Source organism: Symbiopectobacterium purcellii (assembly GCF_019797845.1).
GTDB lineage: Bacteria > Pseudomonadota > Gammaproteobacteria > Enterobacterales > Enterobacteriaceae > Symbiopectobacterium > Symbiopectobacterium purcellii.
This window is the reverse complement of the sequence record NZ_CP081864.1, coordinates 4,287,680-4,313,465: the sequence shown is the minus strand read 5'-3', so window position 1 is coordinate 4,313,465 and position 25,786 is coordinate 4,287,680. Positions and strand designations below refer to the sequence as shown.

Here is a 25,786-nt window from a genome sequence, read left to right as displayed (position 1 = left end):
TAATGGGAACTGTGAATTTTGCAGTTCCCATGAAATCGCTTCCTTTTTCTTTTGTCTCCGACCGTTAACTTGCTTCATCGCTGAAAATACTGAGGCTTCGCAAAGCGGCTTATCAGGGGGCGCGAGCGCACGACAGCGCGTTATACAAGCCCTTTTTTAGGGGTATCGGCGCGATTCAGCGTTCAAGTTCTCTGCAACTTCTTTTCGCGCCTTACATGCCCTACGGGCATCTAATATCCCAGCCAACGCAAAACATCCTGCGCCCTGTATATATCAAGATCTCCCAGTTCGCGATAAAAATCAGCAATATCTTCAGGATCACTCAAATTATGCGTTTCAAGTTCGTACAGGGCGCGTTTTCTGGATATTACGCAGTTTTCAGCTGATTCGAAATAATCTCTACAGATGCCGTCGCTCATCATTCAAAACGGGATATCATCTTCAAAGTCTACAGGGGGCGTATTGTTAGCCTGCGAGTTCGGCTGACCGGCAGCTTCCTGATTGCCACTCTGCGGCTGCTGCGGCTGACCCCATCCACTATTATTTCCCGCGTTCTGCTGACGCCCGCCCAGCATCTGCATGGTGCCACCTATGTTTACTATCACTTCAGTAGTGTATTTATCCACCCCGGCCTGATCTGTCCATTTGCGCGTCTGTAGCGAGCCCTCAATATAGACCTGTGATCCTTTGCGCAAGTATTCGCCTGCCACTTCTGCCAGCTTGCCGAACAGCACCACGCGATGCCACTCCGTCTTTTCTTTGGTTTCTCCGGTCTGCTTGTCACGCCAGCTTTCTGACGTGGCGAGTGTAAGGTTGGCTACAGCGCCCCCATTCGGCATGTAGCGGATCTCAGGATCTTGTCCAAGGTTGCCGACAAGAATTACTTTGTTAACGCCTCGTGATGCCATGATAGATCTCCTTATGGCTACATCGCCTGATGTACCAGTTCATTGATTAGCCGCTTATTTGCGGCGCGAGAAAGCAGGCACTGCCTATTACAGGTAGCGCCTATACGGGAAATAAAATTAACTAGAGGAATTTATAGGATAAAGTAGAAATTATTCGTCTAAATGACGACACGCAGCAGCATAAAAGCGTTGTTGGAAAATACGACTGCTAGTTTTACATTGACTACGGTGTGTATGTACGTATTCCATACACAACAGGATTATGCATAAGCTTCCGCCGGTCATAACTGTGTAGTTACAACGCAGGAAAAAATTAATTTGTTTACTTGAAATATCATAGCATCAAGAAAATCAGAATAGAAGTATACAGTCGGGATTACATCCGAGGTCACTAAGACTATTTTAACGACCAGAATGGTGGCCTGCAGCTGGCTCACCGCTTGCAGGACTCACATAGCAAGCAATCATTATTATTAAAAACAAATAGTTATTTTTATGGCTAAAATTCAGAATTGAAAAAAATCGGACGGAGGCGATGAATTCTCCCCCGTCAGCTGGAGACAATTCAGTCTTGTGACGATTTGGATTTCACATCAATTGCTGGCACGCCGTGTTTCACCAAAAGATCACTGATCGCCTCATCCAGCAGGCGACTTTTCGGTATGCGCGTTTTTGCGGCTAGGGCATCGAAAAGCGGCACAAGCTCATTTGCCAGTGATGATGTAAACCGGCGGCGGTTCTTCAAAAATGGTTCAGCCATACACTCTTCCTCATAGAAATTGAGGTAGTGTAAATTGCTGCAAGAGACAATAAACTGGTTGCAGATAGTGCCTATATAGTGCAATAGTAGCGAAAAACACCAGGGAACACCGTGTTAGTTCACTACTAAGTCACCATAGAGTGACTTTTTTTTTGCCATTAGGTGAGATTGAAATCATCATCAAAGACCTGACTGTGCGCCTGCTGACCCTCATACAACACGATGTATTTCACCCCCTCATAAAGTGATGTAGGTCTTTCGAACTCCAACCAAAAACAGTCTTCATACGTGCGGCCAAACCAGAACCCGCCGCCGTACTCCTTACCGCGTTGGAAAAACACCCAGCCACCGCTTATAAATCGGTTAAGCGTTTCCCCACGGTAAACGATCTGATAATTCGTATCCTTTCTACCCATGACGCACCAAACTGTATAAAAACACAGTTCTATTGTAGCGAAGATGCTTGTCTTGCACATGCGATAAAATCATACCCACCAATACCTACAAAATAGTTGACCGGTGGTTATTGGTGGGTATAATAGTACCTGAGTTGATAACAAAGGAGAGGTGATTGAGCAGCAGAGAACTCATGAAGTTGTTAGAGATAAACGGGTGGGTGTTGGATCGTGTGAAAGGAAGTCACCATATTTTCGTTAAAGACGGTAAGGATTATCACATTACGGTTCCCCATCCAGAGAAGGACGTAGCGAAGGGTACTCTCGCGAAAATTCTCAAACAGATGTAATCCAAGCGGCGCGCTCAGCGCGCCCTTTATTAAGCCAGCTAGGAGTAAAACATGAAATTTCCGATCTATCTCCATCAGGCAGACAGCGGTAGTTTCTCAGGATTCGCGCCGGATATCCAAGGGGTGTTCTTTGCCGGTGCCGATATTGATGGTGCGATCGCTGATGCATACGCCGCCATCGATGCCCATCTAGAGTTTCAGGCAGAAAAGGGCAGGGCGTTACCGCAAGCGCAGAACGTCAAAGCCCATCTGAATGATGAGGATTGCCAAGGCGGATTTTGGGCCTTTGTTGAGATCGATTTATCAAGATATGACGGCAAAGCCGTCAAGTTAAACATAACGTTACCGCAAAATCTGTTATCTCGAATTGATCAGTATGTAGCGGTAAACAAGGATTATGGCTCTCGCAGCGGGTTTATCGCAGATCTGGCCCGTCGCGAGTTGCAAAAAACCGCATAACAACAACCTTCCTTAATCAACTCACTTTGGCCCGCCGCAACGCGGGCTTTTTTTATGCGCAAAGCGCATGAAAGGCGGCACTCTATGGGGTAGGAGAACCATAATGCAAAACCGCCGCAGCCCGTCCGACAGGACGGTACAATTCCCCGGACACACGTTACCCCTCCCCCCGCCCTGCTAAGCCCATACAGCCCTTCAGACGACGCGACAGGTATTCTACCGGCCTTGCCCCGGTGAGCGGCCAGGGTGACGCAACGCGGCGACCTGGGCGTGATTTCCGGGGGCTTAGCGGGGGAGCGCAGCGAGAACGCTTAGCGCCGGTACACCTGAAAAAGGGATTGTCCCCGTTTTCCACATCCCACCCAGCCAGTGAGCCAGGGGGCCATCCAGCCCCCTGGCGAACGGGAGCGGCAAGCGCCCGGAAGGGCGCGACGGAGGGTTGTGCGTAAACGGGGACAAAGCGCCACCGGCGCGTTCCCGGCCAGACAGCAAAAGCAAAAACGCGGGCCGTGGCCCGCGTTCGCGTCAGAATGAGCCTACTACTGGTAAAGGCCCGAATCGCCTGTTTCGGTTACATTTTGAATCTGATCCCAAAGGCTTATTAACGTGGGTTTCCCGTATTTCTGTACATCATATTTGCAGTACAAAACGAACGGGCCGGGGCCATTCTCCACCGCATGATCATCACGCACACAGATAATGCCGCGCTCAAAACTGTACGCCTTACCATCAGGGGCGGCGAACTGAATAGATATTATTTCGCTTTTCAGTGATTCAACTGCACCGCATACAGCGGGTAGCAGCTCCGCAGAACCCACATCATCAGAAAATTGAATTTCCGTGCCACATGCCACGTTATCTTCCAACCATGTTTGCAGTATTTCTAACTCATCCATTGCATTAATCTCGTGCCTTGATCCCGTCATTGCCGCTTCATATGAAGCGGCAGACCTCGTTGCTTTTAAAGCGCATAGCCTTGCAGGTAATCAACCCACCATTTCAGCTCATCCCATTGATGCATTTTCATCGCCGGAATACGTACCGCTTGCTTGTTTACAAGCTTTTGGGCTACCTGTAGAATCTCGTTGGTCATATTAATTATCTCTCGCGTATGTGGTAATTGATGGCACAGAAAGCCAGTCTGTTAGCGCAGATTGGCTTTCAACTTTTCATTGTTAGTTATCTTTGTCTCCTTTGTTATATACCTTTCCTGATTTCACTAATTGCCGGAATTTCATTTCCGTCGTTTGAGCGCCATGCTCAAGGTTTGAATACACGTTCCCAATACGCCATGCATTAGCAACGTTGAATACCTGCTTCAAAATTAATACAGGTTCAACATCTTCGCCTTTTTCATAGAGCCAGATGTTCGTGAGGTTAGTTTCGCTTGATGGATAAAATTCTGTTTCGATTTCAATATCGAAATGTTTGGCAAGAAAGGTTGTGAATTGCATTTATGACTCCTGGCCGACGGGCCTTTATAGTTATGACTTCATCTAAGTCATACGCTTAATTATATAGATAACTGGGGGGGGGAAATCAAACAAAACACGTACAAATGTACGTGTTTTTTAGGGTGAGAGTTATAATCAGAAAAAAGTGAAGCGATCAATATATAAAAAGTGGATTAAATGTTCTTCCATCAACTTCAATCCAGTTTCTTGTAATTTTAACAGCGCATTCAACGATACCGTTATCCGTTAATTCCTCGTCTTTAGGGGCTTGCTTAACCAGATATCGCCCTATGCGTTCCGCAACTTCGTATTCCCATATACCGGGACACCCTTCATTAAATAAAAGTAAATCAATTACTTTGTCTATCATTTTTTCAACAGACCGAAAACGCTGGGCCACTGATGATCACCGGACCTTTTTTCAGTGATTCCAGCAAAGACAGGCGACCGGAAGCTGCGGGGCCCAGTAGCGTCTCCAGTTGTAAACGCTGCACGACAGACGGTATCATTGCCAGCCTGCTCCACAGACGCAGCGTTGCCTTTTCCCTTACCTCTGAAATCAGCCGGGTCAACGTGGTAGCTCCTGGTAGAATAATTCGGTGCTGCACCAGCCATCCTGTCGCCAGGTCGAAAAGCAGTCCCGGACGTTCGTTGCTTATCCAGCCCCGTGTATATAAAAGACGGGTAAGACGAAAAGTCCAGGGCCAGGCAAATTCACGATAATCATAATGCTTACGTATCAGCGTGGCATGCTCACGACGGGTATTTTCTCTCTGACCATACTCTGCCAGCACGGTGATATCGTGGATAGCGAGCTGTCTGGCGATAAAATGCCGGACGCCCGAAGGAATATGATTCATATCGGTGAGAAAGGTACCCAGAAAACGCACGCACCCTATTTGCAGGGCAATTCCCAGACGATTGTGATCGCCTCTACTTTTTCCGATAAATTCCTTGTCTGCCTCATCAAGATGAAAATAGCGGGCCAGCTGAAGCTCATCTGGTTCACCGGTGAACCGGCCATAGCTTTCAGTCTGCTCAGTGGTCAGAAAATCGACGGGCATATCAGCCTCCCTGCCTGAAGGTTACAAGTTAACAACTTTGTAACTGTCCGAAATATTATAAATTATCAGACATTATAAAACGGCAGACATAAGCTGTCTATTAAATCGACTTTTTGCCATAATAGACACCAGTTGTCTGATATTCGATTTAAGGTACATTTTTATGCGACTTTTTGGTTACGCACGGGTATCAACCAGCCAGCAGTCTCTCGATATTCAGATCAGGGCGCTCAAAGACGCAGGCGTGAAAGCCAACCGAATCTTTACTGATAAAGCATCCGGCAGTTCAGTTGATCGTCCGGGGCTTGACCTGTTGCGCATGAAGGTGGAGGAAGGCGATGCCATTCTGGTGAAGAAGCTCGATCGTCTTGGCCGGGATACTGCCGATATGATCCAGCTGATTAAGGCATTCGACGCCCAGGGCGTAGCCGTCCGGTTTATCGATGACGGGATCAGTACTGATGGTGACATGGGAAAAATGGTGGTCACTATTCTGTCAGCTGTCGCTCAGGCTGAACGTCAAAGAATACTGGAGCGTACGAATGAAGGCCGACAGGAAGCGAAGTCGAAAGGTATCCGGTTTGGCCGCAAACGTAGCATCGACAGAAATGGTGTACTGGCGCTTCATCGGCAAGGTACTGGTGCAACAGAGATTGCTAGGCAACTCAACATTGCCCGTTCTACGGTTTATAAAGTCATTGATGAATCAAAAAAACAGCATGTAATTAATACACAAGAAAATAATTATGAAGATGCACTACCATCTTGAAATCTATGAGCCAGATATGAGCGACTGTGTTGCTGGCCACTATGAAAGTGACACTCCCTTTGGAGCGTTATGTGTGGGAGATGAAATAAGCGGCATGTCCTTAAATTTAAGCGAGAGGCATAAAAACCTCCGTATTGTAAAAATCCAGCATATTTTCTGGGTTATTGAAGGCTCCCATATGTCACATAAAATATGCGTGTGGACGGAGTCATTGGGCCAGTAAAGATTGTGATGCAAGGATCTCTGAAGGATCCTTTCTATTAGTCGATTCCCTCGCTGCTTTGCCTTTTCATGGTCAAAACATCTTAACGTGAGTTTTCGTTCCACTGAGCGTCAGACCCCTTTAACAGCCGGCTTACGTGCTTCATAAGCATAACTGAGCTGAAACACACGGTGACAGTCACGGCAGCGAAATCTGTCATCCCCTTAGGGTTCTGACCATGGCGATACACCTGAGCAGACTGACAACGGGGACAATGAATGTTAACGCTGGCCATGAGATAACCTTAAAAGCCCATTATTATACAACAGTTCCCTTTATTGGAGGCTTCATTAAATATTCTATAAACAAATGGGTAAAATAAATGTTATCCCGATGCGCGAAGATGTTTGTAGTGCGTAACAATCCGCCCTGATTTTGTTGCCTTTATTTAAATAAAGCTGCTTAGCTTTTGCTTTTTAAACAAAAAAACAATGGCTCCAGAAATTTCGATCGGCCTGGGCGATCAATTCATGATTAATTTATCGTTTGTGACAATTATATGCACCCTATTGATTGCTTTTGCCTATACATCGATTAACCCTTATAATACCTTTACCTTCCTGAATTGGATGCGACACGAGGATTGTGCCAGCGGTTGCTGCGTGCCTGCCCGTTGAGTATTTGGATAATTCTTTTGTTTTTTTTGTACTGGGTAAATAAACATGAAACATTCACACTCATCACATCCGCCTGCGGATGCTGCCTTCTCCCTGGGCCTGCGCCGGCTGGCCTGGTTTAACATAGTGCTCCAGGCGACCTTCCCGCTGGCCACCACTTTCACCCCGTTGATGGCGGTAGCAAGTGAGCAGCATTTTCTGCGGCAGCCCGCGCCATTATCCGCGCAGCGTACGCAGGTCTACACACTGAGTGCGGGTGAGACCGTCACCTCCGTTGCCAGAAAATACCATCTGTCTCTCGGGCAACTGCGTGAGCTCAACCAGTTCCGCACTTTCGCGCGTGGCTTTGACCACCTGCAGCCAGGTGATGAACTGGATGTTCCGGTGGCACCGCTTCCGGAAGTGCGCTGGGATGATGCCCCTGCAACCTCAGTTCCCGGTCAGAATAACGAAGACATGCAGGCGCAGCAGGTCGCAGGCTACGCCACACGGGCCGGGAGTTTCCTGGCGGGCAGCGCAAAAAGTGATGCCGCCGCTTCCATGGCCCGCGGTATGGCCACCGGCGAGGTTGGCGGGACCCTTCAGCAGTGGCTGAGTCATTTTGGGACCGCCCGCGTGCAGCTGGACGCAGACAAAAACTTCTCCCTGAAAAACTCGCAGTTCGACCTGCTGATGCCCTTGTATGACCAGGGCGATAACCTGATGTTCACCCAGGGCAGCCTGCACCGTACTGACAGCCGGACCCAGGCTAATCTCGGTGCCGGGTGGCGACATTTTACTCCCACCTACATGCTGGGAGGGAACCTGTTCGGTGACTATGACCTGTCACGCGACCATGCGCGTGCCGGCGCCGGTGTTGAGTACTGGCGCAACTTCCTGAAGCTGAGTGCCAACGGTTACATGCGCCTGACAGGGTGGAAGGACTCTCCGGACCTGGTTGACTATCAGGAGCGTCCGGCCAACGGCTGGGACGTCCGGGCGCAGGGCTGGATGCCGTCCCTCCCTCAACTGGGCGGTAAGCTGACGTATGAGCAGTACTACGGTAACGAAGTGGCTCTGTTCGGGGTGGACGCCCGGCAGAAAAACCCGCACGCCATCACCGTCGGGATTAACTACACGCCGGTGCCGTTGATTACCCTGGGGGCAGAGCGGCGTCAGGGGCAGTCAGGGAAAAGTGACACCCGCCTGACGATGGGCATGAATTACCAGCTCGGGGTGCCGTGGCGAACCCAGGTCGACCCGACGTCGGTGGCCGCCATGCGCAGCCTGTCGGGCAGCCGGTATGACCTACCTGGTGGAGCGCAACAACAATATCGTGCTGGAGTACCGTAAGAAAGAGGTCATTCGCCTGCACACGGCAGGCCTGGTGACGGGACACCCCGGGGAGCAGAAGTCGCTTGGCGTCTCCGTGACCAGCACGTACGGACTGTCCCGTATTGACTGGGATGCACAGGCACTGAGCGCGGCTGGCGGGAGGGTCGTGCAGGATGGCGGAAGTTACGCGGTGGTACTCCCGGCGTACCAGAACGCGACGCAGGCGGTGAACACGTACACCGTCAGCGGTGTGGCGGTGGACGTAAAGGGCAACCGTTCTGACCGGAGTGACACTCAGGTGATGGTGCAGGCACCGGAGGTCGACAAAGGAGCCTCAACCTTTACGCCGGAGAGCAGCGTGGTGCCGGCGGACGGGAAAAGCGTGCAGGTGCTGACCCTGACGCTGCGGGACGGCAATAACCAGCCTGTGGATTTGGACGTAAAAGACATCAGCCTGAACAGCAGCACGCGGAAAAGCGCTGCGGTATCGGCGCTGACCCGGAAATCCCCCGGGGTCTACACCGTGACGGTAACAGCAGGAACGGATAACGAAACTGTGACCCTGACGCCGGTGGTCGGTGGTATCGCGCTGTCCCCGGCCAGAGTGACCGTCGTCAGTACCCTGCCCGATGGCGGGCAGTCGGTATTCACGGCAGGCCCGGAGACTATTGTGGCTGACAACACGGCCGTTTCCACGCTGACGCTGGTCGCGAAGGACGCGCAGGGTAACGCCCTGACGGGCCTGAAGGACAGCCTGACATTCACGGCAAAAGACAGCAGCGGTAAGGCGGCAGGCGGAGCCCTCACGGAAAGCCCCATCGTGGAGAGCAGCACAAAAGGGACCTACACGGCAACCCTGAAGGGAGCGGCGTCGGGCAGATACACCATCGTGCCAGAATACAACAGAACGGTCATCGGGAGCCTGAGCGCGACGGTGACGCTGAAGGCGGGCAGCGCGGTGCAGGCGGGCTCTGCCATTAAAACCGATGCCACCACCTACGTGTCCGGCGCGGACATGACGGTCACGGTGACGCTGAAGGACGCGCAGGGCAACGCGGTGACCGGGGCATCGTCCTCGCTGACGGCGGAGGCGGTGACCGTGCAGAACGCAACGCTGAAGTCGGGCAGCAGCTGGAAGGACAACGGCGACGGGACGTACACGGCAACGTACACGGCCACCACGGCGGGGACGGACCTGAAGGCGAAGGTGAAGGCTTCAGGCTGGAGCGGCGCGGCGGCGTCTGAGGTGTATGCCATCACGGCGGGCAGCGCGGTGCAGGCGGGCTCTGCCATTAAAACCGATGCCACCACCTACGTGTCCGGCGCGGACATGACGGTCACGGTGACGCTGAAGGACGCGCAGGGCAACGCGGTGACCGGGGCATCGTCCTCGCTGACGGCGGAGGCGGTGACCGTGCAGAACGCAACGCTGAAGTCGGGCAGCAGCTGGAAGGACAACGGCGACGGGACGTACACGGCAACGTACACGGCCACCACGGCGGGGACGGACCTGAAGGCGAAGGTGAAGGCTTCAGGCTGGAGCGGCGCGGCGGCGTCTGAGGTGTATGCCATCACGGCGGGCAGCGCGGTGCAGGCGGGCTCTGCCATTAAAACCGATGCCACCACCTACGTGTCCGGCGCGGACATGACGGTCACGGTGACGCTGAAGGACGCGCAGGGCAACGCGGTGACCGGGGCATCGTCCTCGCTGACGGCGGAGGCGGTGACCGTGCAGAACGCAACGCTGAAGTCGGGCAGCAGCTGGCATGATAACGGTGACGGGACCTACACCGGCACCTACACGGCGGTGACGGCGGGCGCGAACCTGAAGGCGGCGCTGAAGCTGAGCGACTGGAGCGAAAAGACAGAGTCTGAGGCGTATGCCATTACGGCGGCCACACCGGCGCAAGCCACGTCGGCCATTAACGCTGACGCCACCACCTACGTCTCCGGTGCGGACATGCTCATCACCGTGACGCTGAAGGATGCACAGGGTAATGCGGTGACCGGGCAGCAAGCGGCCCTGACCAGCACTTCGGTGACGGTGGCGAACGCGACGCTGAAGTCGGGCAGCAGCTGGCAGGATAACGGTGACGGGACCTACACCGGCACCTACACGGCGGTGACGGCGGGCGCGAACCTGAAGGCGGCGCTGAAGCTGAGCGACTGGAGCGAAAAGACAGAGTCTGGGGCGTATGCCATTACGGAAAGTCCCGCGCTGAAGGATGTTACTGTAAATGGTTACACGTTCGAAAAAGACGCTGGATTTCCGACCACCGGGCTCACAGGGGCAAGCTTCACACTGAACTTAACGACCGGTTCAGCTTCGGACTACACCTGGGCATCCGATGCCAGCTGGGTCTCGGTGACAAACGGGGTAGTGAAGTTCACCGGTACGGGCACGGGCAGCAAAGTCACTATCACGGGCAAACCAACCAGTGGCTCGGGGAACACCATCGAATACAGTTTCACCCTCAACAGCTGGTTCATAAATAACGGTTCGACCCTATTGAACTGGTCTGCCGCAAATAAGTACTGCAGCTCGCGGCCAGGTTACAGTCTGCCGACTGTCGCACAGATGATCCTGCATTCGGGCTATACCGCAACGCAAGTCCGCAGCACAGGAGCATTGTGGAATGAGTGGGGTAATCTACTTAACTACTCCGGCGCGGCTTTCTCCAGCTACAGCAGCTGGTCGTCGGAGCAGAAGAGCAGTGGCTACCACTACTACGTCAGCCTGCACTATGGCTACGTCAACAACGGCGACGACAGAGACATGCACGACGTTGTATGTCGTCAGGGTCTTTAGCTTTTCAGTCCTGGCTTGCCGCGCTCTCTCTGGTGGGAGATAACGTAGGGGGAGGCGTTATGCCTGGCGGGTAGTTGGACCACCCCATCCTGAGCGGGGAAGACTGCCGTTTTCTGGACAGCTGGCAGCCGGGTCTGTTTCCGTTATCGGTGGACGCGGGTTTCATTCAGGGGCTGAAGGCCCGGCGGAAAAATAATAACGGTCAGGTGGTCTGACAGCGCAGCGGCGCAGGTGGTGCGCGATGGGTCGCGCCGTTAAGGCGACGCGAAAACGCGCCATGAAAGAAGACCGGCCTGCTTCACGTTTTTCCGACACCAGGGAAAGCGTGAGTTATTAGCAAATCGGTGTATGGCGATCAGGCTACGTTCCGCTCTGATGCTTCGTGAATCTGTTCTCCATCCTTAAATTGGATGTTGTTTACCACCAGGGTCAGCAGGTCAAATCCTCTTAGCCGGTTCCAGCTTTTCTGAGCAGACTGAAGCAGCTTCAATACCATTGACAGGGTGGTTTCTCTCGAACCACAGTGCTTCGCGCGTCTACTTCGTAGTCTCACAGTCGCAAAAGCCGATTCAATCGGATTTGTCGTTCTTATTGACGCCCAGTGCTCTGCCGGAAAGTCGTAAAATGCCAGCCGTTCTTCTCGATCTTTCTCCAGCTTCTTCATCGCTGCAGGAGACTTCGCTGAAAACCTTGCCAACAAAACATCAAAGGCTTCATTAGCGGCATCGCGGCTCTCTGCTAGCCAGACCTCCCGCAGCTCAGCCTTAACTTTCGGTTGCATGGCTTTGGGGAGTGAAGCCAGCACATTAGCCGTTTTGTGCACCCAACAGCGTTGGTGCTGCGTGTCCGGGATATATCTTTGCCATGGCATTCCAAAAACCAAGGGCACCGTCTCCCGTAGCCAGCTTGGGAGATACGGTTAGGCCACGTGCTCGCAGGCCATTGAGGAGTTCGGCCCAGTTGGCTTCTGACTCTCGATAACCATCTTCGACTGCAACCAGCTCCTTACGTCCATGCTCAGTGACGCCGATAATGACCAGCAGGCAAAGGCGATCATCTTGCCTGACATGGCTGTCTATGCCATCGGCCCAGCAATAAACGTAGCGCGTATCGCTTAAATCACGCAGGCACCATTGCCTGTGCTCTTCGAGCCATTGCTGTTTCAGTCTGCTGATGGTACTGGCAGAGAGCCCATTGGCTTTTTCACCGAGAAGCGCCTTCAGGGCTTCGTGAAAATCACCGGTGGATATGCCTCGCAGGTACAGCCATGGTAGCAACGCTTCGACGCTTGTTGCACGTTTCAGATAAGGCGGTAGCAACGCGCTGTTGAAGCCTATTCCGTTGCCGCTGCGAGCTCTGACCTTAGGCACTTTAACTTCAACATCGCCAATACCCGTCTGTATGGTTCTCTGTGGCAAATACCCGTTACGGACGACGGCATGACGCCCATCGTCAAGACGACGTTCAGCATGTTGTTGCCGCATGGCTTCGAGCTCAGCCTCAACGGCGGCAGCTATCAGTTGTCTGGCACCATTACGGATGAGTTCATGCAAGGGAGCACCGGTAATATCTGGTTCTGCGGAGACCTGTAGGGTAGACTTTTTCATGGCGTATCATCTCGCTGTTGTTGAAATCATCCACGAAATCAATCAGCAGGATACGCAACCCTCTCTAAAACCTCATACACCAGAAATGAGCATAACTCGCTTCCTTGAACGCTGCTGCCTTTTTGCCGGTAAAGCCCATAACGAGGAAGACAAAGCCGGGCATAACCATATCAGGATCCCGTTGAAAAAATAACTGAACCAGCGATAAAAGCACTCAATCCGTCTTAAAAGGCGGCAATACAGCCGCCTTATAAAGACCGTTACATAAACTCAGGTACCCACTGAATATTACTGATTAAATCTTCTGCACGTTTGGCGGCATCACCCTTTTTTAAAGCCAGAAATTCTTCAGCTTTAATGACAACACCAGCTTGGGACAACTGATCCAACATAGAATCCTTTTTTAAACGCTTCCAGAAATTATCTGCTTGGGGTTTCCAGTAAGAATGAATGTCAAAATGCATAGCGTTTTCTAACTGCATCAGATTACTTTCATGCTCTTTATTGTATTGGTAGATGGAACCATCAAGACTTACCGCAACGCAAAAAGCTTGTAGATCCAGTAACTGCTCGGTACTGAAGCAGGTCATAAGCGTAAAATCAGTCTCCCAGCCAGCAGGTAAGAGAGACTCCCACTTAGCTCGAGATTCATTTAATGCAGTAACCGCAATACTATTTTCACTTCCCGGCGCATCTCGCATCATATAGTTTAATTTAACTTCTAACGCTCCGCTGATCGGGGAGTTATATTGAATTTTCCCAAATGTCTTGATAGCCAGTCGATGAACCATTAACGCTAAAGCGGTTTGCGACTTTTTGGTCAGTTCAGCCGCTACGGCAAGTGTACGTTCACAAGTGCATATTCGCATCGTGATCGATCAGTGATTCGCATGACAATCGATCACGATTTCGCATGAAAGATCGATCACCGATTCGCATCTAAGGTCGATCACTAATTCGCGTCGTATCGATCACTCCGGGACTTAACTCTTTTAACCTCCTCTCCATTCGCAGTTTCTACTGAAATGGAGATAACGATGGCCAGAAAGAGAAAAAGCAGGAGTCCCATGGAGACTTGTCTTCAGATCTTCAAACTCAAATTTGAGTGCAACCAGTCTAATCGCACCATCGCCGCTGCTCTTAGGGTCAGCCCTTCCACAGTTTATGAGGTGCTATCCCGTTTTACCGCCGCATCGCTGTCGTGGCCATTGCCTGATGCGCTCTTGCCAGAAAAACTGGAAAAGATGCTGTTCCCCACCCGCAGAATGCGCACCTCGGAGCTTATCGCGCCAGACTGGCTGTATATCGATACCGAGTTAAGACGGCCAGGGGTTACCAGGCAGCTGTTGTGGATAGAATACAGCACCGAAACCGGAGAAATGGCGCTGGGCTACTCTCAGTTCTGCCGTTGTTATCGCCAATGGAAGAAATGCCAGAAACGCTCGATGCGCCAGACCCACCGTGCCGGTGAGAGGCTGTTCATCGACTTCTGCGGGCCCACGGTGCCGGTATCCGACCCCGATACGGGAAATGTGCGCCGGGTCGCCATCTTCGTCGCTGTCATGGGAGCGTCAAATTATACCTATGTAGAAGCCTGCCCCGGTCAGGACATGATGAGCTGGCTCAATGCTAACAGCCACTGCCTGACCTTCCTCGGCGGCGTTCCAGCCCTGCTGGTACCCGATAATCTGCGTAGCGCGGTGAGCAAAGCAGATCGCTACGAGCCGGTCATCAACGACAGCTATCAGTCTTTGGCCTCGCATTACAGCACGGTAGTGATGCCAGCCAGACCCTACAAACCGAAAGACAAGGCCAAAGAGGAAAACGGCGTCCTGCTGGTCGAAAGGTGGCTCCTGGCGCGAATACGCAATGAAACCTTCCATACAATGCATGCGCTCAACGTCAGGCTCCGTGAGCTGATGACCGAGCTGAATAACCGGCCAATGAAAGGTTATGGGGGCCAGAGCCGAGCGCAGCGCTTTGCGCTGCTCGATGCGCCGTGCCTGCAGCCGTTGCCAGCTATGCCCTATGAATACACCGAATACCGTGCGGTGAAGGTTGCTCCTGACTATCACGTCGAATACGACCGCCACTGGTACTCCGTTCCCCATGAGCTGGTTGGTGAAAGGCTGTCGGTAAAAGCGGGTCAGACGTTGGTCCAGGCCTGGCATAAGGGCCGCTGCGTGGCTCAGCACCCTCGCAGCGATCGGCAGTACAGCCACAGCACGAATCCGGCACACATGCCGGTCAATCACCGCGGGCACAGCTGCTGGACACCTGAAAAGCTGCTGGATAATGCCGCGAGAACCGGCAAGGCGACCCGGCAGGTGGTGGAAGCGATGCTAAACGCGAAGAATCATCCTGAGCAGGCTTATCGGGCTGTTCTCGGCCTACTGTCGCTCCAGAAAAAATACGGTGCTGAACGGCTGGAAAAAGCCTGTGACAAGGCCTGTGGGTTGAACCATCCGGAAAGGCGTTTTATCGAGAATCTGCTGCGTCATAACAGGGAGGGCATCGGAGAAACAGTTAAAGAAAATAGAGAGTTACAGCTTCCACTGGAGCACGAGAATCTGCGTGGTCCAAAATATTACCACTGAAAAAGGGAGTCGTTATGACTGATGACCTGCTAACCAAACTTAGAACGCTGAAGCTGTCGGCAATGGCCGATGGCATGATACGCCAGCGTGAGGCACCTGGTACATACAATGAGCTGGGGTTCGCAGAACGCCTGGGGCTGCTTGTCGAAGAAGAGCTACTGAATCGTGAAAACAGCCGTGTTGGGCGGTTGAGAAAGCAGGCACGGTTGCGCCACAGTGCAACCCCTGAGGGTATGTACTATCCGGTCTCCCGAGGGTTAAAGGCCGAACAGATGCGCGAGCTTCTGAACGGGCATTACATCACCCACAGCAAGAATATCCTGATAACAGGGCCAACTGGCAGCGGCAAAAGCTGGGTAGGTTGTGCGCTGGGCGAGCAGGCGTGCCGCCAAAAGAGAAGCGTCCAATACTGGCGTATGGGTCGGCTGCTGGATCAGCTTGAGCAGGGGCGACTGGACGGCAGCTGGCTTAAGCAACTGAAACAGCTTCAAAAAATAGAGCTTCTTATCTTGGACGACCTCGGTCTTGAAGTTATCACAACGCGGCAATGCAATGACTTGTTGGAAATAACGGAAGACCGATATGGGCAAACCAGCACGATCCTGATAAGCCAGTTGCCGGTGGAGCAATGGTACGGTGTGATGGAAAACCCGACGGCGGCAGATGCCTTCCTGGATCGGCTGATCCACAACGCTCACAGACTGGAGCTTCAGGGAGAATCATTAAGGAAAAATAGCCCGGCAGTGGAAAGCACAGAAGAAACACGCTAAAACGATAAAAAAGTTAGGTTCCCGGGTGATCGATTACGATGCGAAAACGTGATCGACCTTAGATGCGAATCGATGATCGATCGCATGCGAATACGCACGCAATATCCTGTAGCCCTTTAGTTCACTCATTGGTGATGTCCCCCTGTTAAACCAATAAGGATGTCGCAACGCTCCTCTTTGTTTCGCTGCGCGGGCAGTTACCACTGCCCGATGCCAGTGTGCCGTGCCCGGAAGTCTACGGGACGGGCCGTTTATCGCACGCCAGGGAAAGTTCATTCAGACATTCCCCCGGCGCTGCGCACAGGGATGGCCCTTCAAGCCGCTTTCGCGGCATAAGCTCACCGGCGAAAAGAGGCCGGTTCGTTATTCCACGGTCGGCCTGACCCGTTTCCGTGCACGGCGTACAGGCCTCGGGCAGCAGGGAACGGTGGCCGTACCGGCCACCTCCTGACGCCCCTGTGACCGAGGAGTCTTTATCATGTCCCGATTTGTCCTGGGCGATTGCGTCCAAATCATGTCTGCGTTTCCTGACACTGCCGTTGATTTCATACTGACCGACCCGCCGTATCTGGTGGGGTTTCGTGACCGTTCCGGGCGCACCATCGCAGGCGATATCACTGACGAGTGGCTGCAACCGGCCTGTCATCAGATGTATCGCGTGCTGAAAAAGGATGCGCTGATGGTGAGTTTCTACGGCTGGAATAGCGCCGATCGCTATATCGCGGCCTGGAAGGCGGCGGGGTTCCGTATCGTCGGTCATCTGGTGTTCACCAAAACCTACTCGTCCAAAGCGGCCTATGTCGGCTACCGCCACGAATGCGCCTACCTGCTGGCAAAAGGCCGCCCGCGTCTGCCGGAAAACCCGCTGCCGGATGTGCTCGGCTGGAAATACAGCGGTAATCGCCATCACCCGACAGAGAAGCCTGTGACCAGCCTGCAACCGCTGATTGAATCCTTCACACCTCCCGGAGCCATCGTGTTAGATCCATTTGCCGGGAGCGGCTCTACCTGTGTGGCGGCATACCGCGCCGGACGCCGCTATATCGGCATCGAAATGCTGGCGCAGTACCACAGAGCGGGAACCAAGCGACTGGCGGCCGTCAATACCCCAGCGGCGAACGATGAATGGCTCCCGGAGGCGGCGTGATGAACTACGACGGACACGAAGCATTGCGACGCAACATGGCCGGGCTGGCCAACAACCTGTGTGACCTGAAAACCACCCTGAAAGTGCTGGAAGATACGTATCACTACCGGCATGACGGACTGCCGGAGCGGCTTGCCGGAATAAGCCTGCGGCGTCTTAGCGTCCTGATGGATGAGGCATTCAATATCGCTCTGATGCTCGACATAAGCTTTCAGGACTAAGGAGAGAACATGTACGGAACCCGTGAACAACTTTGCCGGATGCTGAGTGAGCAATACCCCGCTGAGACACCTTTGAATCTTATTATCTGGTCCCCGGTAGATATCCAGGCGCTGGCAGAAGGAATGGAGTATGTCGTTTCTGAGCAGGATACAAGAACCATTCTTGAGCGAATAGACGAAATACCAGAAGAACAGCAGCTTGAGTCCGGAGTGTCTGCCTGTGCGGTGATGGTGCTGATAAACCAGGTGAAAGAGATCGGGCAGGAGGTGCCGGTTGAATTGCTTGAAACCCTGCTGACTACCGCCGAACAGGCATTGTGGCGCCGGGAATGGGCCGCCCGGGATGATAACCATCCGGTGCCGGACAGCGTGATGCGCCGTCTGGCTGATATGGCGAAAGTGCGCGCATTACTGAAACGCTGACAACAGACCGCCCCGCGATGTTGCGGGGCGATGTTACCCGACAGAGAGACAAGAACGATGAAAAAAGAAACCCTTAACGCCCTTATTCTGCACCATGGCGACCGGCTGCTGCGTCAGGCTGGCTGGCCCGCCGCCATTGATATGACACCCGTCGCGCCGGAAACTGTACCCGGCTGGCTGACCGCCTGCGGCTCTATCAGTGGCGCGGAAATCCTGTCGCTGACGACGCACCTTTGCCAGCCTCTCACGTATGGCCGGGCGGAGTTGTTAACCGCCAGTGCCCGGCGGCTGGCGGGAACCCCCGCGCGTCTGTATCTCTTTCCGGCGCAGGCATATCCGCATCCGGAGAGACTGGCAGATTGTCAGGTTATCCGGCTGCCATACGCGCAGGAGTGGCTGACGGCGGCGGAATGCGACGACCTGCTGACCTTTCTGAAAGCCTCCCTCGACCAGATAGCGGAAATCGTTCGCCGGGATACGAAGCGCATCGCCGCCGCGATGGTTCCGTCTTCCGCCCCACGCCTGATGGACAGGCGCTTCGGTGACTGGCGGTTGCTGGCCGACGAGTACGACCATGACAACTGGCTGGACGAAAGCGAGACCGACAGGCTGGATCAGGTCCTCGACGCCATTCTGGTACGCGATGCGCGATTCTGCCCGGTCCTGCTCACGCTGGTTAACGAGCGGGAGGAAAACATTGAGGGCGCAGGCGTTATGACCGATCTGCTCCGTTTTACAGACAATCCGGTCCGTCGCTGGCTTGATCGCCGCGTTTTAGGGGACGTGGTGAGAGAGGTCCGCGCCGTCAATTCTCAGGCGTGACGAGCCGGAGCGTCAGGGGAGGGGAGACTCTCCCTTGTCTGCCTGCCGGCGCAGGAAGTCCAGAGCGAATAAGGAAGTCCCCGTGCAGGCTCCGCGTCCACCCGGCCCGCTTCCGGGCCTTTTGGGTGAAAACCAACCTCTGTTATCGCCGTGTCGTGTGCGGTCGGTGCCGCAGCACATGAAAGTCCGGAGGGAAACCATGCACTATGTAAAATCTGCAATCCTGAATGTGGAAGAGTCTGATCGTCTGTCCTTTTTACCGTACCTGTTTGGCGATGATTTCATGATTGCCGAATTGCAGGTTTACGGTAAGCGTCACATTTAGACCGTCTGTGCAGCAGACTCCGGTTTCGGGAAAATAGTGTCCATCATTTTTAATGGACATTATCGCGTGAAACACAGGACATGGCTTCTCGAGGTACTTCGCCTCCACTTTGAAGAAAAATTACCGCGCATTGAGGCCGGACGCCGGTTAGGCATCCCCAAAACCACGGCCTGCGATCTCTTTGTTCGCTTCAGGAAGGCCGGTCTGTCCTGGCCTTTGCCGCCACGAATCAACCCAAAAAACCTGGATAAACGCCTTTACCGGCAGAACTCCCGAAAATCGTCCGGTCTTCCCGTAGCCACTGCTCCCTGTGAAATCCCTGTTGCCCGCAAACGACCACGACGTCCCAACTTCCCCCGCGACTTCAAAATCGCTCTGGTGGCGCAGTCAATGCAACCCGGCGTCAGCGTGGCACAGCTTGCCCGTGAAAATAACATTAACGACAATCTCCCGTTCAACTGGCGGCGTCGTTATCAGCAGGAGTTGTCGGGAACTCCGGCCAGCACGCCAGCACTGCTCCCCGTGACGCTGACCGCTACCGAAAGGTCGGTGAGCCCGCTGACACCCTCTGCGGAAGAGTCTCCCTGCTGCGAACTGCTTCTGCCCGCTGGTACGCTGCGTATCAGTGGAAAGCTGACGCCAGAGCTGCTGCAGATGCTTATCCGGGAAATGCAGGGAGAATGCCGGTTATATCACTCCCTGCGGGCTCACGCATCTGGCTGGTTGCCGGCGTGACGGACATGCGCAACGGCTTCAATGGCCTTGCCTCCAGGGTGCAGAACACGTTACGGGATGACCCGTTCAGCGGGCATCTGTTTATCTTTCGGGAGCGTCGCGGCGACATGATAAAGGTACTCTGGGCGGACCGGGACGGTCTGTGCCTGTTCACCAAACGCCTGGAGCGTGGTCACTTCGTCTGGCCGGCGACCCGCGACGGTAAGGTCCACCTGACGCCGGCGCAGCTGTCCATGCTGCTGGAAGGCATTAACTGGAGGCACCCGCAGCGGACGGAACGACCTGGAATACGCATATAACCTGCTGTAGAGTATGGTTATGGACACCTCATACCCTGATGAAAATGCCCGGCTCAGGGCACTGCTGCTGGAGCAGCAGACCACCATCCGCAAAATGGCGGAGTATAATCGTCTGCTCTCACAGCGAGTGGCGGCCTATGCCAGCGAAATCAACCGCCTGAAGGCGCTGGTCGCTAAGCTGCAGCGCATGCAGTTCGGCAAAAGCTCCGAAAAGCTGCGTGAGAAAACGCAGCGCCAGGTCCGCGAGGCGGAGGAGCGCATCAGCGCCCTGCAGGAGGAGATGGCGGAGGTGCTGGGCGAGCAGCATGACCCGGTACTCCCGCAGCCACTGCGTCAGTCTTCCGCCCGCAAACCGCTGCCGGCATCGCTTTCCCGCGAAACCCGCACGCTGTGGCCGGCAGAAACAGCCTGTCCGGCATGCGGCGGCGAACTCAGCGCACTGGGGTGCGACGTATCGGAGCAGCTGGAGCTTATCATCAGCGCCTTTAAGGTCATCGAAACGCAGCGGCCAAAACGGGCCTGCTGTAGCTGTGACCACATCGTTCAGGCTCCCATGCCGTCAAAACCCATCGAGCGCAGCTATGCGGGTCCCGGTCTGCTGGCACGCATCGTCACGGCGAAGTTCGCAGAGCACACACCCCACTACCGTCAGTCAGAGATATACCGTCGTCAGGGTGTTGAGCTGAGTCGTGCCACGCTGGGGCGCTGGTCGGGTGCGGTCAGCGAGCTGCTGGAGCCGCTGTACGACCTGCTGCGCCAGTACGTACTGATGCCGGGAAAGGTGCATACCGACGATATCCCTGTGCCGGTGCAGGAGCCGGGCAGCGGTAAAACCCGCACGGCCCGGCTGTGGGTGTACGTGCGGGATGACCGCAACGCGGGGTCACAGCTCCCGCCGGCGGTGTGGTTCGCGTACTCTCCGGACCGGAAAGGTGTACATCCACAGCAACACCTTGCGGGGTACAGCGGTATCCTGCAGGCGGACGCGTACGGAGGCTACAACGCGCTGTACGAAGACGGCCGCATCACGGAAGCGACCTGCATGGCCCATGCGCGGAGAAAAATCCACGATGTGCATGCCCGGACACCGACCGACATCACCACCGAAGCGCTGAAGCGCATCGGTAAGCTGTATGCCATCGAGGCGGAGATACGCGGCAGCCCGGCAGATGAGCGACTGGCGGTACGAAAAGAGCAGACGGTTCCACTGATGCAGTCCCTTTATGACTGGATACAGGGGCAGATGAAGATGCTGTCGCGCCACTCGGATACAGCGAAGGCGTTCGCCTACCTGCTGAAGCAGTGGGACGCGTTAAACCTGTACTGCAACAACGGCTGGGCGGAGATAGACAACAACATCGCGGAGAACGCGCTGCGTGGCGTTGCCCTGGGCCGGAAAAACTGGCTGTTCGCCGGTTCGGATGCGGGTGGAGAGCGTGCGGCAGTGCTGTACTCGCTGATCGGCACCTGCCGACTGAATGGTGTGGAGCCGGAGGCGTGGCTGCGATATGTCCTGGGACATATCCAGGACTGGCCGGTGAACCGGCTGCGCGACCTGCTGCCGTGGAAAACCGATCTCACCTCTGCATAAGCGTCAATACGGTCTGAATGTGACGCTTACGAACGGATATGTGACAGGTGTAAAATGTTAATTGGTTATATGCGGGTATCAAAAGCAGATGGTTCTCAGGCGAATGATTTACAGCGTGATGCGCTGATCGCTGCCGGCGTTGACGCTGCCCATCTTTATGAAGACCGGGCATCAGGCAAGCGAGAAGATCGCCCTGGACTTATTGCCTGTCTGAAAGCCCTGCGGCCAGATGACACCCTGATTGTATGGAAACTGGATCGACTCGGTCGCGACCTTCGTCATCTCATTAATACGGTGCATGACCTTACCGGACGCGGGATAGGCCTGAAGGTACTGACCGGTCACGGAGCAACTATCGATACCACGACAGCTGCCGGCAAGCTTGTTTTTGGGATCTTTGCCGCACTGGCCGAGTTTGAGCGCGAACTGATTGCCGAGCGAACGACTGCAGGCCTTGCTTCAGCAAGAGCCCGCGGGAGGAACGGCGGACGGCCTTACAAAATGACGCCAATAAAATTGCGACTGGCAATGGCATCAATGGGACGGCCAGAGACGAAAGTCAGTACATTATGCCAGGAGCTGGGGATAACCCGACAAACGCTGTACCGCCACATATCCCCGGATGGTCAACTGCGCGCTGACGGCATAAAGCTGCTCAACCGGGGATAATTTTGGCGAACGGAAAAATCTGGGGTTCCGGCGTAGAACCCCATGAACAATAGCGCCCTTACAGGGCGAGCGTCATGGCTTCGCCGTTCCGGTGGTGTTCATGACCTGCTCACCATTTCAGCTGTTGCATACTCTGTCACATCCACGGTTTCCGGTTGCGCTGCCGCCTGAATGACCCTCACCTTATTCTCCGCCTTCTCGCAGCAAAACTCCGTCAGCCTGACCCTAAACCCGTGACTTTTCCCCGCGACAACATATTTTCACACTGCGTCTGCGTCAGCCGGCGCGCTGAGTAATACGTCCATAAGACCGGCGCGCCTCCTGCCTTGTGGATGACTGCAGTTATACGGTACATTCGCCTGTCTCCTCCTCTTCCTGTTTCTGTGGCATCGTGTCATCAGAGCGTTCCAGCCCCGGAACGCCCGGCAGTCCCCCGTTTCGCTCATACACAAACTTTAAAAATGCCAGTTGTCTGAATCCCGTATTCGATAGAATTTTATGCCGGTGTGAGTACAGCGTCTGTAGCGGCTTTCCCGTCAGTTTCGACAGCAGCGGCACACTGGCCCCTGATAAAAAAAGCGGCAGAAGACGACGCTCCGTCAGCGTCAGTCCCGGGGCGGTGACGCGGGCATCCGGCCTGCTGCGCCTGAATGCCTGACCACTCCCCCCGAAAAAGTATCCGGCTGTCCACCACGATAATGATATGCCGTGCAACCCTCACCACCCTCGGCTGGCGATGTGCTAAAAATCCCGACAGACGGCAGACCATTTCCGGCATCAGCGCCGCCAGTCCTGCGTACAGCCAGCGGTCCTCCGTCAGCACTATCAGCAGTACATCATTGTTCATGTAATGTGCCACTCCCCGCATCACGACGCATAAACCAACCCTGCCAGCGCGTAATCTGCTTCTCGGCTGAATCCAGTAACGTCGTCAGCCGCATAAAAGCACCATGAGCAATAAATGTCATTCCCCATCCCAGCGTCAGAAGCCCCCTGATAACAACAAGCGAAGCTCTTGTACATCCCAGATGCTGCACTGACTGACTGCGCTGTCCGGCATCCTGTTTATCCACATTATTTGCCAGTATCACCTGCTTAATGCAGTCGGTGATTTCCTGTAAAATAGCCTCTCCGGTCGTCATCCGGAATGCCCGCGGGAGGTGTCGGTGCGTCACCCAGTACGTGCGGTACAAAAGCAGCAGCGCATCGTAAACCAGGGGTTGTTTAAACGTGGACACTGTCTTTACTCCAGAACAAATTCATTATCAACTTCTTCACTGCGTTACGCTGACGCAACGCAGTATCCAAAAATCTGCAAGCATGGAAACGGTCTCCCGTACCTGTCGTCAGCTCGCAGCCGACATATTCTCACACTCATACACACCATCACCCTACACACGGTTCGCCGTCACTGACCCTAAGCTCCGTGAGATTTATGCTCCTGCCTTTCGGGACCGGCTGGCGCAGAACTGGCTTGTGTATCACCTGACCCCTTTTGTTGAAAGGGTGCTTATTGACGACACATATGCGAACCGGCGAGGTCGCGGAGTACTGGCTGCCGTTTACCGTGCACAGACGTTCATGCGCCGCCCCGGAAACGGGTACTATCTGCAACTCGATGTTCAGAACTTCTTCAACAGCATCCCGCATTCAGCGCTTCTCCGGCAATGCGATACGCTGATGACCCGCTATATGTCTTCGCATCCGTTGCGGACACAAATCCGCGATATACTGGAAAAAAGCATCCGGTATGCAGCACCAGCAAATACCTTCACTATCAGCGGTGACCGCCTTTTGCTGGACAGCATTCCCGCACACAAAACTCTGCTTGCGGCAGGACCTGACAGGGGACTTCCACTCGGGTCTGCGTCCAGTCAGATGCTGGCCGGGTTGTTTATGGCCCCCCCCTCGACCATTATATAAAGCACACCCTGCGGATTAAGGGATATGTCCGCTATATGGATGACCTCATCCTGTTTGGCAGCTCAACGGCGCAACTCTCCCGATACCGGCAGGCCATCAGGCATTTTATGCAGGAAGAGCTGGAGCTTACACTTCACCCTCACAAACAAACCCTGCAGGCCTGCCATCAGGGAGCCGATTACCTGGGGTACCGGGTTTACCCCCACTATCTGCACCTCAGAAAACGCAACATCACGAAACTGGTGGCCTGGCTGCGTTTTTTTAACAACCTGCTGTCCGGCTCGTCCAGGCACCCCGCAGCACATATCGCCGCCAGGCCTGAGTGGATGTGCCTGGCTGATACCGGCTCATTACTTCCTGAGCTGGCCCTGTTGCAGCGTATGCAGGGCGTGATTAACAGCTATTACGGCATGATGAAGCACGCCACGCATTTTCGTCTGCGCAGAGATATCTGGCGTCGCCATGGAGGCCTGCTGACAGGATACATGCTGCCGAATGGCCCGCAATATACCTCCATGCGCATCAAAAAATGCTGTATGCAGGACTGGGTTGCCGGCCAGCATCTGTCCGTTCATGCCGGATAAACGCACCATCAGTTCTTATCTGAAACAAAAGTATGTTATCTGTATCTGTAGCCTGACGGCGCAGCGGCAAGGATGGCAAGAACACCCTGACGACACACCACGTTGTTCGTGTTGTTGTCGTTGTTGCTGTTGACGTTGCCATTGTTCAGGTTGACGTAGTAGTGGTTGCCGCTGCTCTTCTGCTCCGACGACCAGTTGTTGTTGCCGGAGAAACCCGCGCCACACAACAGACTCCCTCACAAATGCCTGCTTTCTGATACCGCCGGTTTACCGCCTTGCGACGTTCACCCCTTAATAACGCTTTCCCTGGTACCGGAAAACGTGAAGCAGGCCGGTCTTCTTTCATGGCGCGTTTTCGCGTCGCCTTAACGGCGCGACCCATTGCGCACCATCCGTGCCGCTGCGCTGTCAGGCCACCTGACCGTTATTGTTTTTTCTCCGGACCTTCAGACCCTGAATGAACCCTGCATCCACCGACGACGGGAACAGCCCTGGCTGCCAGCTGTCCAGAAAGTGACATTCCTCCTCGCTCAGTACAGGGGGGGGCTGATTGCCTGTCGGACGTCACATCACCCCCACCCTTATCTTCCGCCAGGGGGAGTGCGGTAAGCCATGACTGATATGCGACCTCGTCAATATTATCTGTGTCAGCTTCGGCACCCCAGTCGGTGAACTGTGCCTCCGGCAGGACCTTTGCCAGCACCGCCTCAGGAAAGCCGCCGCTGAATACAGCCTGCCCGCCGAGCTTTTTTATCCTGCGTCCGGTAACTTTGATATCCGGATATACGGAATGCATCAGTAAAAACAACGACTGCTGGTAGCATTTCAGGAACATGCCCTCCCGGATAAGCGTAAGCTTTCCCGGACGGGCACTCAGCGCCAGCCTCTCCTTTATCTCCATCATTCATTCTC

31 protein-coding genes and 5 pseudogenes are annotated in these 25,786 nt (G+C 54.3%); 18 read left to right on the top strand and 18 right to left on the bottom strand.

Annotated features, from left to right (window positions below; translation table 11 throughout):
* Window positions 1–230: 230 nt before the first annotated feature.
* From K6K13_RS20065 to K6K13_RS20050, 4 genes are all read right to left on the bottom strand, one after another.
* Entirely contained in the window at window positions 231–422 is a 192-nt protein-coding gene (locus K6K13_RS20065; RefSeq protein WP_252120360.1) for a hypothetical protein, read from the bottom strand.
* A complete protein-coding gene (locus tag K6K13_RS20060) occupies window positions 423–908 on the bottom strand; it encodes a single-stranded DNA-binding protein (RefSeq protein ID WP_222158541.1) in 486 nt (161 codons plus the stop codon). It lies immediately after the preceding gene.
* 565 nt (window positions 909–1,473) lie between these two features.
* Window positions 1,474–1,668 (bottom strand): ribbon-helix-helix domain-containing protein, encoded by a 195-nt coding sequence (locus K6K13_RS20055; RefSeq protein ID WP_196908679.1) that lies wholly within the window; start codon window positions 1,666–1,668, stop codon window positions 1,474–1,476.
* Window positions 1,669–1,826: 158 nt separating this feature from the next.
* The gene (locus K6K13_RS20050; RefSeq protein ID WP_222158540.1) at window positions 1,827–2,084 is read right to left on the bottom strand and encodes a hypothetical protein; all 258 of its coding nucleotides are present in this window, start codon (window positions 2,082–2,084) and stop codon (window positions 1,827–1,829) included.
* 173 nt (window positions 2,085–2,257) lie between these two features.
* Here K6K13_RS20050 and K6K13_RS20045 point away from each other — a divergent pair, with 173 nt between their 5' ends.
* Both K6K13_RS20045 and K6K13_RS20040 read left to right on the top strand, forming a co-directional pair.
* Window positions 2,258–2,413 (top strand): type II toxin-antitoxin system HicA family toxin, encoded by a 156-nt coding sequence (locus tag K6K13_RS20045; protein ID WP_434064621.1) that lies wholly within the window; start codon window positions 2,258–2,260, stop codon window positions 2,411–2,413.
* 51 nt (window positions 2,414–2,464) lie between these two features.
* Window positions 2,465–2,872, top strand: coding sequence for a type II toxin-antitoxin system HicB family antitoxin (locus tag K6K13_RS20040; protein WP_222158538.1), 408 nt, complete (start codon window positions 2,465–2,467; stop codon window positions 2,870–2,872).
* 539 nt (window positions 2,873–3,411) lie between these two features.
* Here the strand turns inward: K6K13_RS20040 and K6K13_RS20035 are convergent.
* The 5 genes and pseudogenes from K6K13_RS20035 to K6K13_RS20020 form a co-directional block, all read right to left on the bottom strand.
* The gene (locus tag K6K13_RS20035) at window positions 3,412–3,768 is read right to left on the bottom strand and encodes a hypothetical protein (RefSeq protein ID WP_222158537.1); all 357 of its coding nucleotides are present in this window, start codon (window positions 3,766–3,768) and stop codon (window positions 3,412–3,414) included.
* A 65-nt stretch (window positions 3,769–3,833) separates the two neighbouring features.
* A complete protein-coding gene (locus K6K13_RS23475; protein WP_286206773.1) occupies window positions 3,834–3,965 on the bottom strand; it encodes a hypothetical protein in 132 nt (43 codons plus the stop codon).
* 82 nt (window positions 3,966–4,047) lie between these two features.
* Window positions 4,048–4,326, bottom strand: a complete 279-nt coding sequence (locus K6K13_RS20030; RefSeq protein ID WP_222158536.1) for a cobalamin biosynthesis protein CbiX — start codon at window positions 4,324–4,326, stop codon at window positions 4,048–4,050.
* A 154-nt stretch (window positions 4,327–4,480) separates the two neighbouring features.
* A complete protein-coding gene (locus K6K13_RS20025; RefSeq protein WP_222158535.1) occupies window positions 4,481–4,726 on the bottom strand; it encodes a hypothetical protein in 246 nt (81 codons plus the stop codon).
* Window positions 4,710–5,390, bottom strand: a pseudogene (locus tag K6K13_RS20020) (DUF4158 domain-containing protein); the annotation flags it as partial. The pseudogene K6K13_RS20020 and the gene K6K13_RS20025, both read right to left, overlap by 17 nt.
* A 163-nt stretch (window positions 5,391–5,553) precedes the next feature.
* Between K6K13_RS20020 and K6K13_RS20015 the strand changes: the two are divergent.
* Window positions 5,554–6,159, top strand: a complete 606-nt coding sequence (locus tag K6K13_RS20015) for a recombinase family protein (protein WP_222158534.1) — start codon at window positions 5,554–5,556, stop codon at window positions 6,157–6,159.
* 342 nt (window positions 6,160–6,501) lie between these two features.
* Here K6K13_RS20015 and K6K13_RS20010 read toward each other — a convergent pair.
* Window positions 6,502–6,656: pseudogene (locus K6K13_RS20010) on the bottom strand (IS1 family transposase); the annotation flags it as partial.
* Between the two features lie 427 nt (window positions 6,657–7,083).
* Between K6K13_RS20010 and K6K13_RS23410 the strand changes: the two are divergent.
* Complete coding sequence (locus K6K13_RS23410) at window positions 7,084–8,370, top strand: inverse autotransporter beta domain-containing protein (RefSeq protein ID WP_252120359.1); 1,287 nt, start codon at window positions 7,084–7,086, stop codon at window positions 8,368–8,370.
* Window positions 8,321–11,161, top strand: coding sequence for an invasin domain 3-containing protein (locus K6K13_RS20005; RefSeq protein ID WP_252120358.1), 2,841 nt, complete (start codon window positions 8,321–8,323; stop codon window positions 11,159–11,161). The genes K6K13_RS23410 and K6K13_RS20005 overlap by 50 nt, the downstream gene beginning before the upstream one ends.
* A 355-nt stretch (window positions 11,162–11,516) precedes the next feature.
* On the opposite strand, the pseudogene K6K13_RS20000 reads toward K6K13_RS20005, so the two are convergent.
* The 3 genes and pseudogenes from K6K13_RS20000 to K6K13_RS19990 form a co-directional block, all read right to left on the bottom strand.
* A pseudogene (locus tag K6K13_RS20000) lies at window positions 11,517–12,768 on the bottom strand (IS256 family transposase).
* Between the two features lie 82 nt (window positions 12,769–12,850).
* Window positions 12,851–12,925, bottom strand: a pseudogene (locus tag K6K13_RS23780) (Rha family transcriptional regulator); the annotation flags it as partial.
* A 103-nt stretch (window positions 12,926–13,028) separates the two neighbouring features.
* A complete protein-coding gene (locus K6K13_RS19990) occupies window positions 13,029–13,637 on the bottom strand; it encodes a hypothetical protein (protein ID WP_222158533.1) in 609 nt (202 codons plus the stop codon).
* 198 nt (window positions 13,638–13,835) lie between these two features.
* Here K6K13_RS19990 and istA point away from each other — a divergent pair, with 198 nt between their 5' ends.
* The 11 genes and pseudogenes from istA to K6K13_RS19940 all read left to right on the top strand — a co-directional run bounded on the left by istA (window position 13,836) and on the right by K6K13_RS19940 (window position 22,367).
* The gene (gene istA, locus K6K13_RS19985; RefSeq protein WP_222158532.1) at window positions 13,836–15,365 is read left to right on the top strand and encodes an IS21 family transposase; all 1,530 of its coding nucleotides are present in this window, start codon (window positions 13,836–13,838) and stop codon (window positions 15,363–15,365) included.
* A gap of 14 nt (window positions 15,366–15,379) precedes the next feature.
* Window positions 15,380–16,135, top strand: coding sequence for an IS21-like element helper ATPase IstB (istB, locus tag K6K13_RS19980; protein ID WP_222158531.1), 756 nt, complete (start codon window positions 15,380–15,382; stop codon window positions 16,133–16,135).
* 478 nt (window positions 16,136–16,613) lie between these two features.
* On the top strand, window positions 16,614–17,282 hold the full coding sequence (locus K6K13_RS19975; protein WP_222158530.1) for a DNA methylase: 669 nt from the start codon (window positions 16,614–16,616) through the stop codon (window positions 17,280–17,282).
* Complete coding sequence (locus K6K13_RS19970; RefSeq protein ID WP_222161197.1) at window positions 17,282–17,503, top strand: YubE family protein; 222 nt, start codon at window positions 17,282–17,284, stop codon at window positions 17,501–17,503. Before K6K13_RS19975 ends, K6K13_RS19970 begins: the two co-directional genes overlap by 1 nt.
* 9 nt (window positions 17,504–17,512) lie before the next feature.
* Window positions 17,513–17,926, top strand: coding sequence for a DUF1380 family protein (locus K6K13_RS19965; protein ID WP_222158529.1), 414 nt, complete (start codon window positions 17,513–17,515; stop codon window positions 17,924–17,926).
* Window positions 17,927–17,983: 57 nt separating this feature from the next.
* Complete coding sequence (locus tag K6K13_RS19960; protein ID WP_222158528.1) at window positions 17,984–18,748, top strand: YubG family protein; 765 nt, start codon at window positions 17,984–17,986, stop codon at window positions 18,746–18,748.
* A 199-nt stretch (window positions 18,749–18,947) separates the two neighbouring features.
* Window positions 18,948–19,055: pseudogene (locus K6K13_RS23405) on the top strand (antirestriction protein); the annotation flags it as partial.
* A 54-nt stretch (window positions 19,056–19,109) separates the two neighbouring features.
* Window positions 19,110–19,808, top strand: a complete 699-nt coding sequence (gene tnpA / locus K6K13_RS19955; protein ID WP_222158527.1) for an IS66-like element accessory protein TnpA — start codon at window positions 19,110–19,112, stop codon at window positions 19,806–19,808.
* On the top strand, window positions 19,754–20,107 hold the full coding sequence (gene tnpB / locus K6K13_RS19950) for an IS66 family insertion sequence element accessory protein TnpB (RefSeq protein ID WP_222158526.1): 354 nt from the start codon (window positions 19,754–19,756) through the stop codon (window positions 20,105–20,107). Before tnpA ends, tnpB begins: the two co-directional genes overlap by 55 nt.
* 19 nt (window positions 20,108–20,126) lie before the next feature.
* A complete protein-coding gene (tnpC, locus tag K6K13_RS19945) occupies window positions 20,127–21,698 on the top strand; it encodes an IS66 family transposase (protein ID WP_222158525.1) in 1,572 nt (523 codons plus the stop codon).
* Between the two features lie 54 nt (window positions 21,699–21,752).
* On the top strand, window positions 21,753–22,367 hold the full coding sequence (locus K6K13_RS19940) for a recombinase family protein (protein WP_058344176.1): 615 nt from the start codon (window positions 21,753–21,755) through the stop codon (window positions 22,365–22,367).
* Between the two features lie 214 nt (window positions 22,368–22,581).
* On the opposite strand, the gene K6K13_RS23400 is transcribed toward K6K13_RS19940, so the two are convergent.
* From K6K13_RS23400 to K6K13_RS19925, 3 genes are all read right to left on the bottom strand, one after another.
* On the bottom strand, window positions 22,582–22,722 hold the full coding sequence (locus K6K13_RS23400) for a DUF1187 family protein (protein WP_252120357.1): 141 nt from the start codon (window positions 22,720–22,722) through the stop codon (window positions 22,582–22,584).
* Between the two features lie 141 nt (window positions 22,723–22,863).
* On the bottom strand, window positions 22,864–23,214 hold the full coding sequence (locus K6K13_RS19930; protein WP_222158524.1) for a hypothetical protein: 351 nt from the start codon (window positions 23,212–23,214) through the stop codon (window positions 22,864–22,866).
* Complete coding sequence (locus tag K6K13_RS19925) at window positions 23,204–23,509, bottom strand: four helix bundle protein (protein ID WP_222158523.1); 306 nt, start codon at window positions 23,507–23,509, stop codon at window positions 23,204–23,206. The genes K6K13_RS19930 and K6K13_RS19925 overlap by 11 nt, the downstream gene beginning before the upstream one ends.
* A gap of 88 nt (window positions 23,510–23,597) precedes the next feature.
* Here K6K13_RS19925 and K6K13_RS19920 point away from each other — a divergent pair, with 88 nt between their 5' ends.
* Both K6K13_RS19920 and K6K13_RS19915 read left to right on the top strand, forming a co-directional pair.
* The gene (locus tag K6K13_RS19920) at window positions 23,598–24,290 is read left to right on the top strand and encodes an RNA-dependent RNA polymerase family protein (RefSeq protein WP_222158522.1); all 693 of its coding nucleotides are present in this window, start codon (window positions 23,598–23,600) and stop codon (window positions 24,288–24,290) included.
* A gap of 35 nt (window positions 24,291–24,325) precedes the next feature.
* A complete protein-coding gene (locus K6K13_RS19915; RefSeq protein WP_222158521.1) occupies window positions 24,326–24,874 on the top strand; it encodes an RNA-dependent RNA polymerase family protein in 549 nt (182 codons plus the stop codon).
* Between the two features lie 35 nt (window positions 24,875–24,909).
* Here K6K13_RS19915 and K6K13_RS19910 read toward each other — a convergent pair whose 3' ends face one another.
* Together K6K13_RS19910 and K6K13_RS19905 are read right to left on the bottom strand one after the other, a co-directional pair.
* Entirely contained in the window at window positions 24,910–25,101 is a 192-nt protein-coding gene (locus K6K13_RS19910) for a hypothetical protein (protein WP_222158520.1), read from the bottom strand.
* A gap of 197 nt (window positions 25,102–25,298) precedes the next feature.
* Complete coding sequence (locus tag K6K13_RS19905; protein ID WP_222158519.1) at window positions 25,299–25,778, bottom strand: hypothetical protein; 480 nt, start codon at window positions 25,776–25,778, stop codon at window positions 25,299–25,301.
* Between the last annotated feature and the right edge of the window lie 8 nt (window positions 25,779–25,786).

Excerpts from the sequence above, each read along its gene's own strand:
- istA (WP_222158532.1), top strand. The coding sequence starts at position 13,836 with ATGGAGACTTGTCTTCAGATCTTCAAACTCAAATTTGAGTGCAACCAG.
- K6K13_RS20005 (WP_252120358.1), top strand. The coding sequence starts at position 8,321 with ATGACCTACCTGGTGGAGCGCAACAACAATATCGTGCTGGAGTACCGT.
- K6K13_RS23400 (WP_252120357.1), bottom strand. The coding sequence starts at position 22,722 with ATGTACCGTATAACTGCAGTCATCCACAAGGCAGGAGGCGCGCCGGTC.
- K6K13_RS19970 (WP_222161197.1), top strand. The coding sequence starts at position 17,282 with ATGAACTACGACGGACACGAAGCATTGCGACGCAACATGGCCGGGCTG.
- istB (WP_222158531.1), top strand. The coding sequence starts at position 15,380 with ATGACTGATGACCTGCTAACCAAACTTAGAACGCTGAAGCTGTCGGCA.
- tnpB (WP_222158526.1), top strand. The coding sequence starts at position 19,754 with ATGCCGGTTATATCACTCCCTGCGGGCTCACGCATCTGGCTGGTTGCC.
- K6K13_RS19925 (WP_222158523.1), bottom strand. The coding sequence starts at position 23,509 with ATGACGACCGGAGAGGCTATTTTACAGGAAATCACCGACTGCATTAAG.
- K6K13_RS20045 (WP_434064621.1), top strand. The coding sequence starts at position 2,258 with ATGAAGTTGTTAGAGATAAACGGGTGGGTGTTGGATCGTGTGAAAGGA.
- K6K13_RS19940 (WP_058344176.1), top strand. The coding sequence starts at position 21,753 with ATGTTAATTGGTTATATGCGGGTATCAAAAGCAGATGGTTCTCAGGCG.
- K6K13_RS23475 (WP_286206773.1), bottom strand. The coding sequence starts at position 3,965 with ATGACCAACGAGATTCTACAGGTAGCCCAAAAGCTTGTAAACAAGCAA.
- K6K13_RS20030 (WP_222158536.1), bottom strand. The coding sequence starts at position 4,326 with ATGCAATTCACAACCTTTCTTGCCAAACATTTCGATATTGAAATCGAA.
- K6K13_RS20065 (WP_252120360.1), bottom strand. The coding sequence starts at position 422 with ATGATGAGCGACGGCATCTGTAGAGATTATTTCGAATCAGCTGAAAAC.
- K6K13_RS19975 (WP_222158530.1), top strand. The coding sequence starts at position 16,614 with ATGTCCCGATTTGTCCTGGGCGATTGCGTCCAAATCATGTCTGCGTTT.
- K6K13_RS19905 (WP_222158519.1), bottom strand. The coding sequence starts at position 25,778 with ATGATGGAGATAAAGGAGAGGCTGGCGCTGAGTGCCCGTCCGGGAAAG.
- tnpC (WP_222158525.1), top strand. The coding sequence starts at position 20,127 with ATGGACACCTCATACCCTGATGAAAATGCCCGGCTCAGGGCACTGCTG.
- K6K13_RS19965 (WP_222158529.1), top strand. The coding sequence starts at position 17,513 with ATGTACGGAACCCGTGAACAACTTTGCCGGATGCTGAGTGAGCAATAC.
- K6K13_RS19930 (WP_222158524.1), bottom strand. The coding sequence starts at position 23,214 with ATGAACAATGATGTACTGCTGATAGTGCTGACGGAGGACCGCTGGCTG.
- K6K13_RS20015 (WP_222158534.1), top strand. The coding sequence starts at position 5,554 with ATGCGACTTTTTGGTTACGCACGGGTATCAACCAGCCAGCAGTCTCTC.
- K6K13_RS20060 (WP_222158541.1), bottom strand. The coding sequence starts at position 908 with ATGGCATCACGAGGCGTTAACAAAGTAATTCTTGTCGGCAACCTTGGA.
- K6K13_RS19960 (WP_222158528.1), top strand. The coding sequence starts at position 17,984 with ATGAAAAAAGAAACCCTTAACGCCCTTATTCTGCACCATGGCGACCGG.
- K6K13_RS19990 (WP_222158533.1), bottom strand. The coding sequence starts at position 13,637 with ATGCGAATATGCACTTGTGAACGTACACTTGCCGTAGCGGCTGAACTG.
- K6K13_RS23410 (WP_252120359.1), top strand. The coding sequence starts at position 7,084 with ATGAAACATTCACACTCATCACATCCGCCTGCGGATGCTGCCTTCTCC.
- K6K13_RS20035 (WP_222158537.1), bottom strand. The coding sequence starts at position 3,768 with ATGGATGAGTTAGAAATACTGCAAACATGGTTGGAAGATAACGTGGCA.
- K6K13_RS20040 (WP_222158538.1), top strand. The coding sequence starts at position 2,465 with ATGAAATTTCCGATCTATCTCCATCAGGCAGACAGCGGTAGTTTCTCA.
- K6K13_RS20055 (WP_196908679.1), bottom strand. The coding sequence starts at position 1,668 with ATGGCTGAACCATTTTTGAAGAACCGCCGCCGGTTTACATCATCACTG.
- K6K13_RS19915 (WP_222158521.1), top strand. The coding sequence starts at position 24,326 with ATGGATGACCTCATCCTGTTTGGCAGCTCAACGGCGCAACTCTCCCGA.
- K6K13_RS20050 (WP_222158540.1), bottom strand. The coding sequence starts at position 2,084 with ATGGGTAGAAAGGATACGAATTATCAGATCGTTTACCGTGGGGAAACG.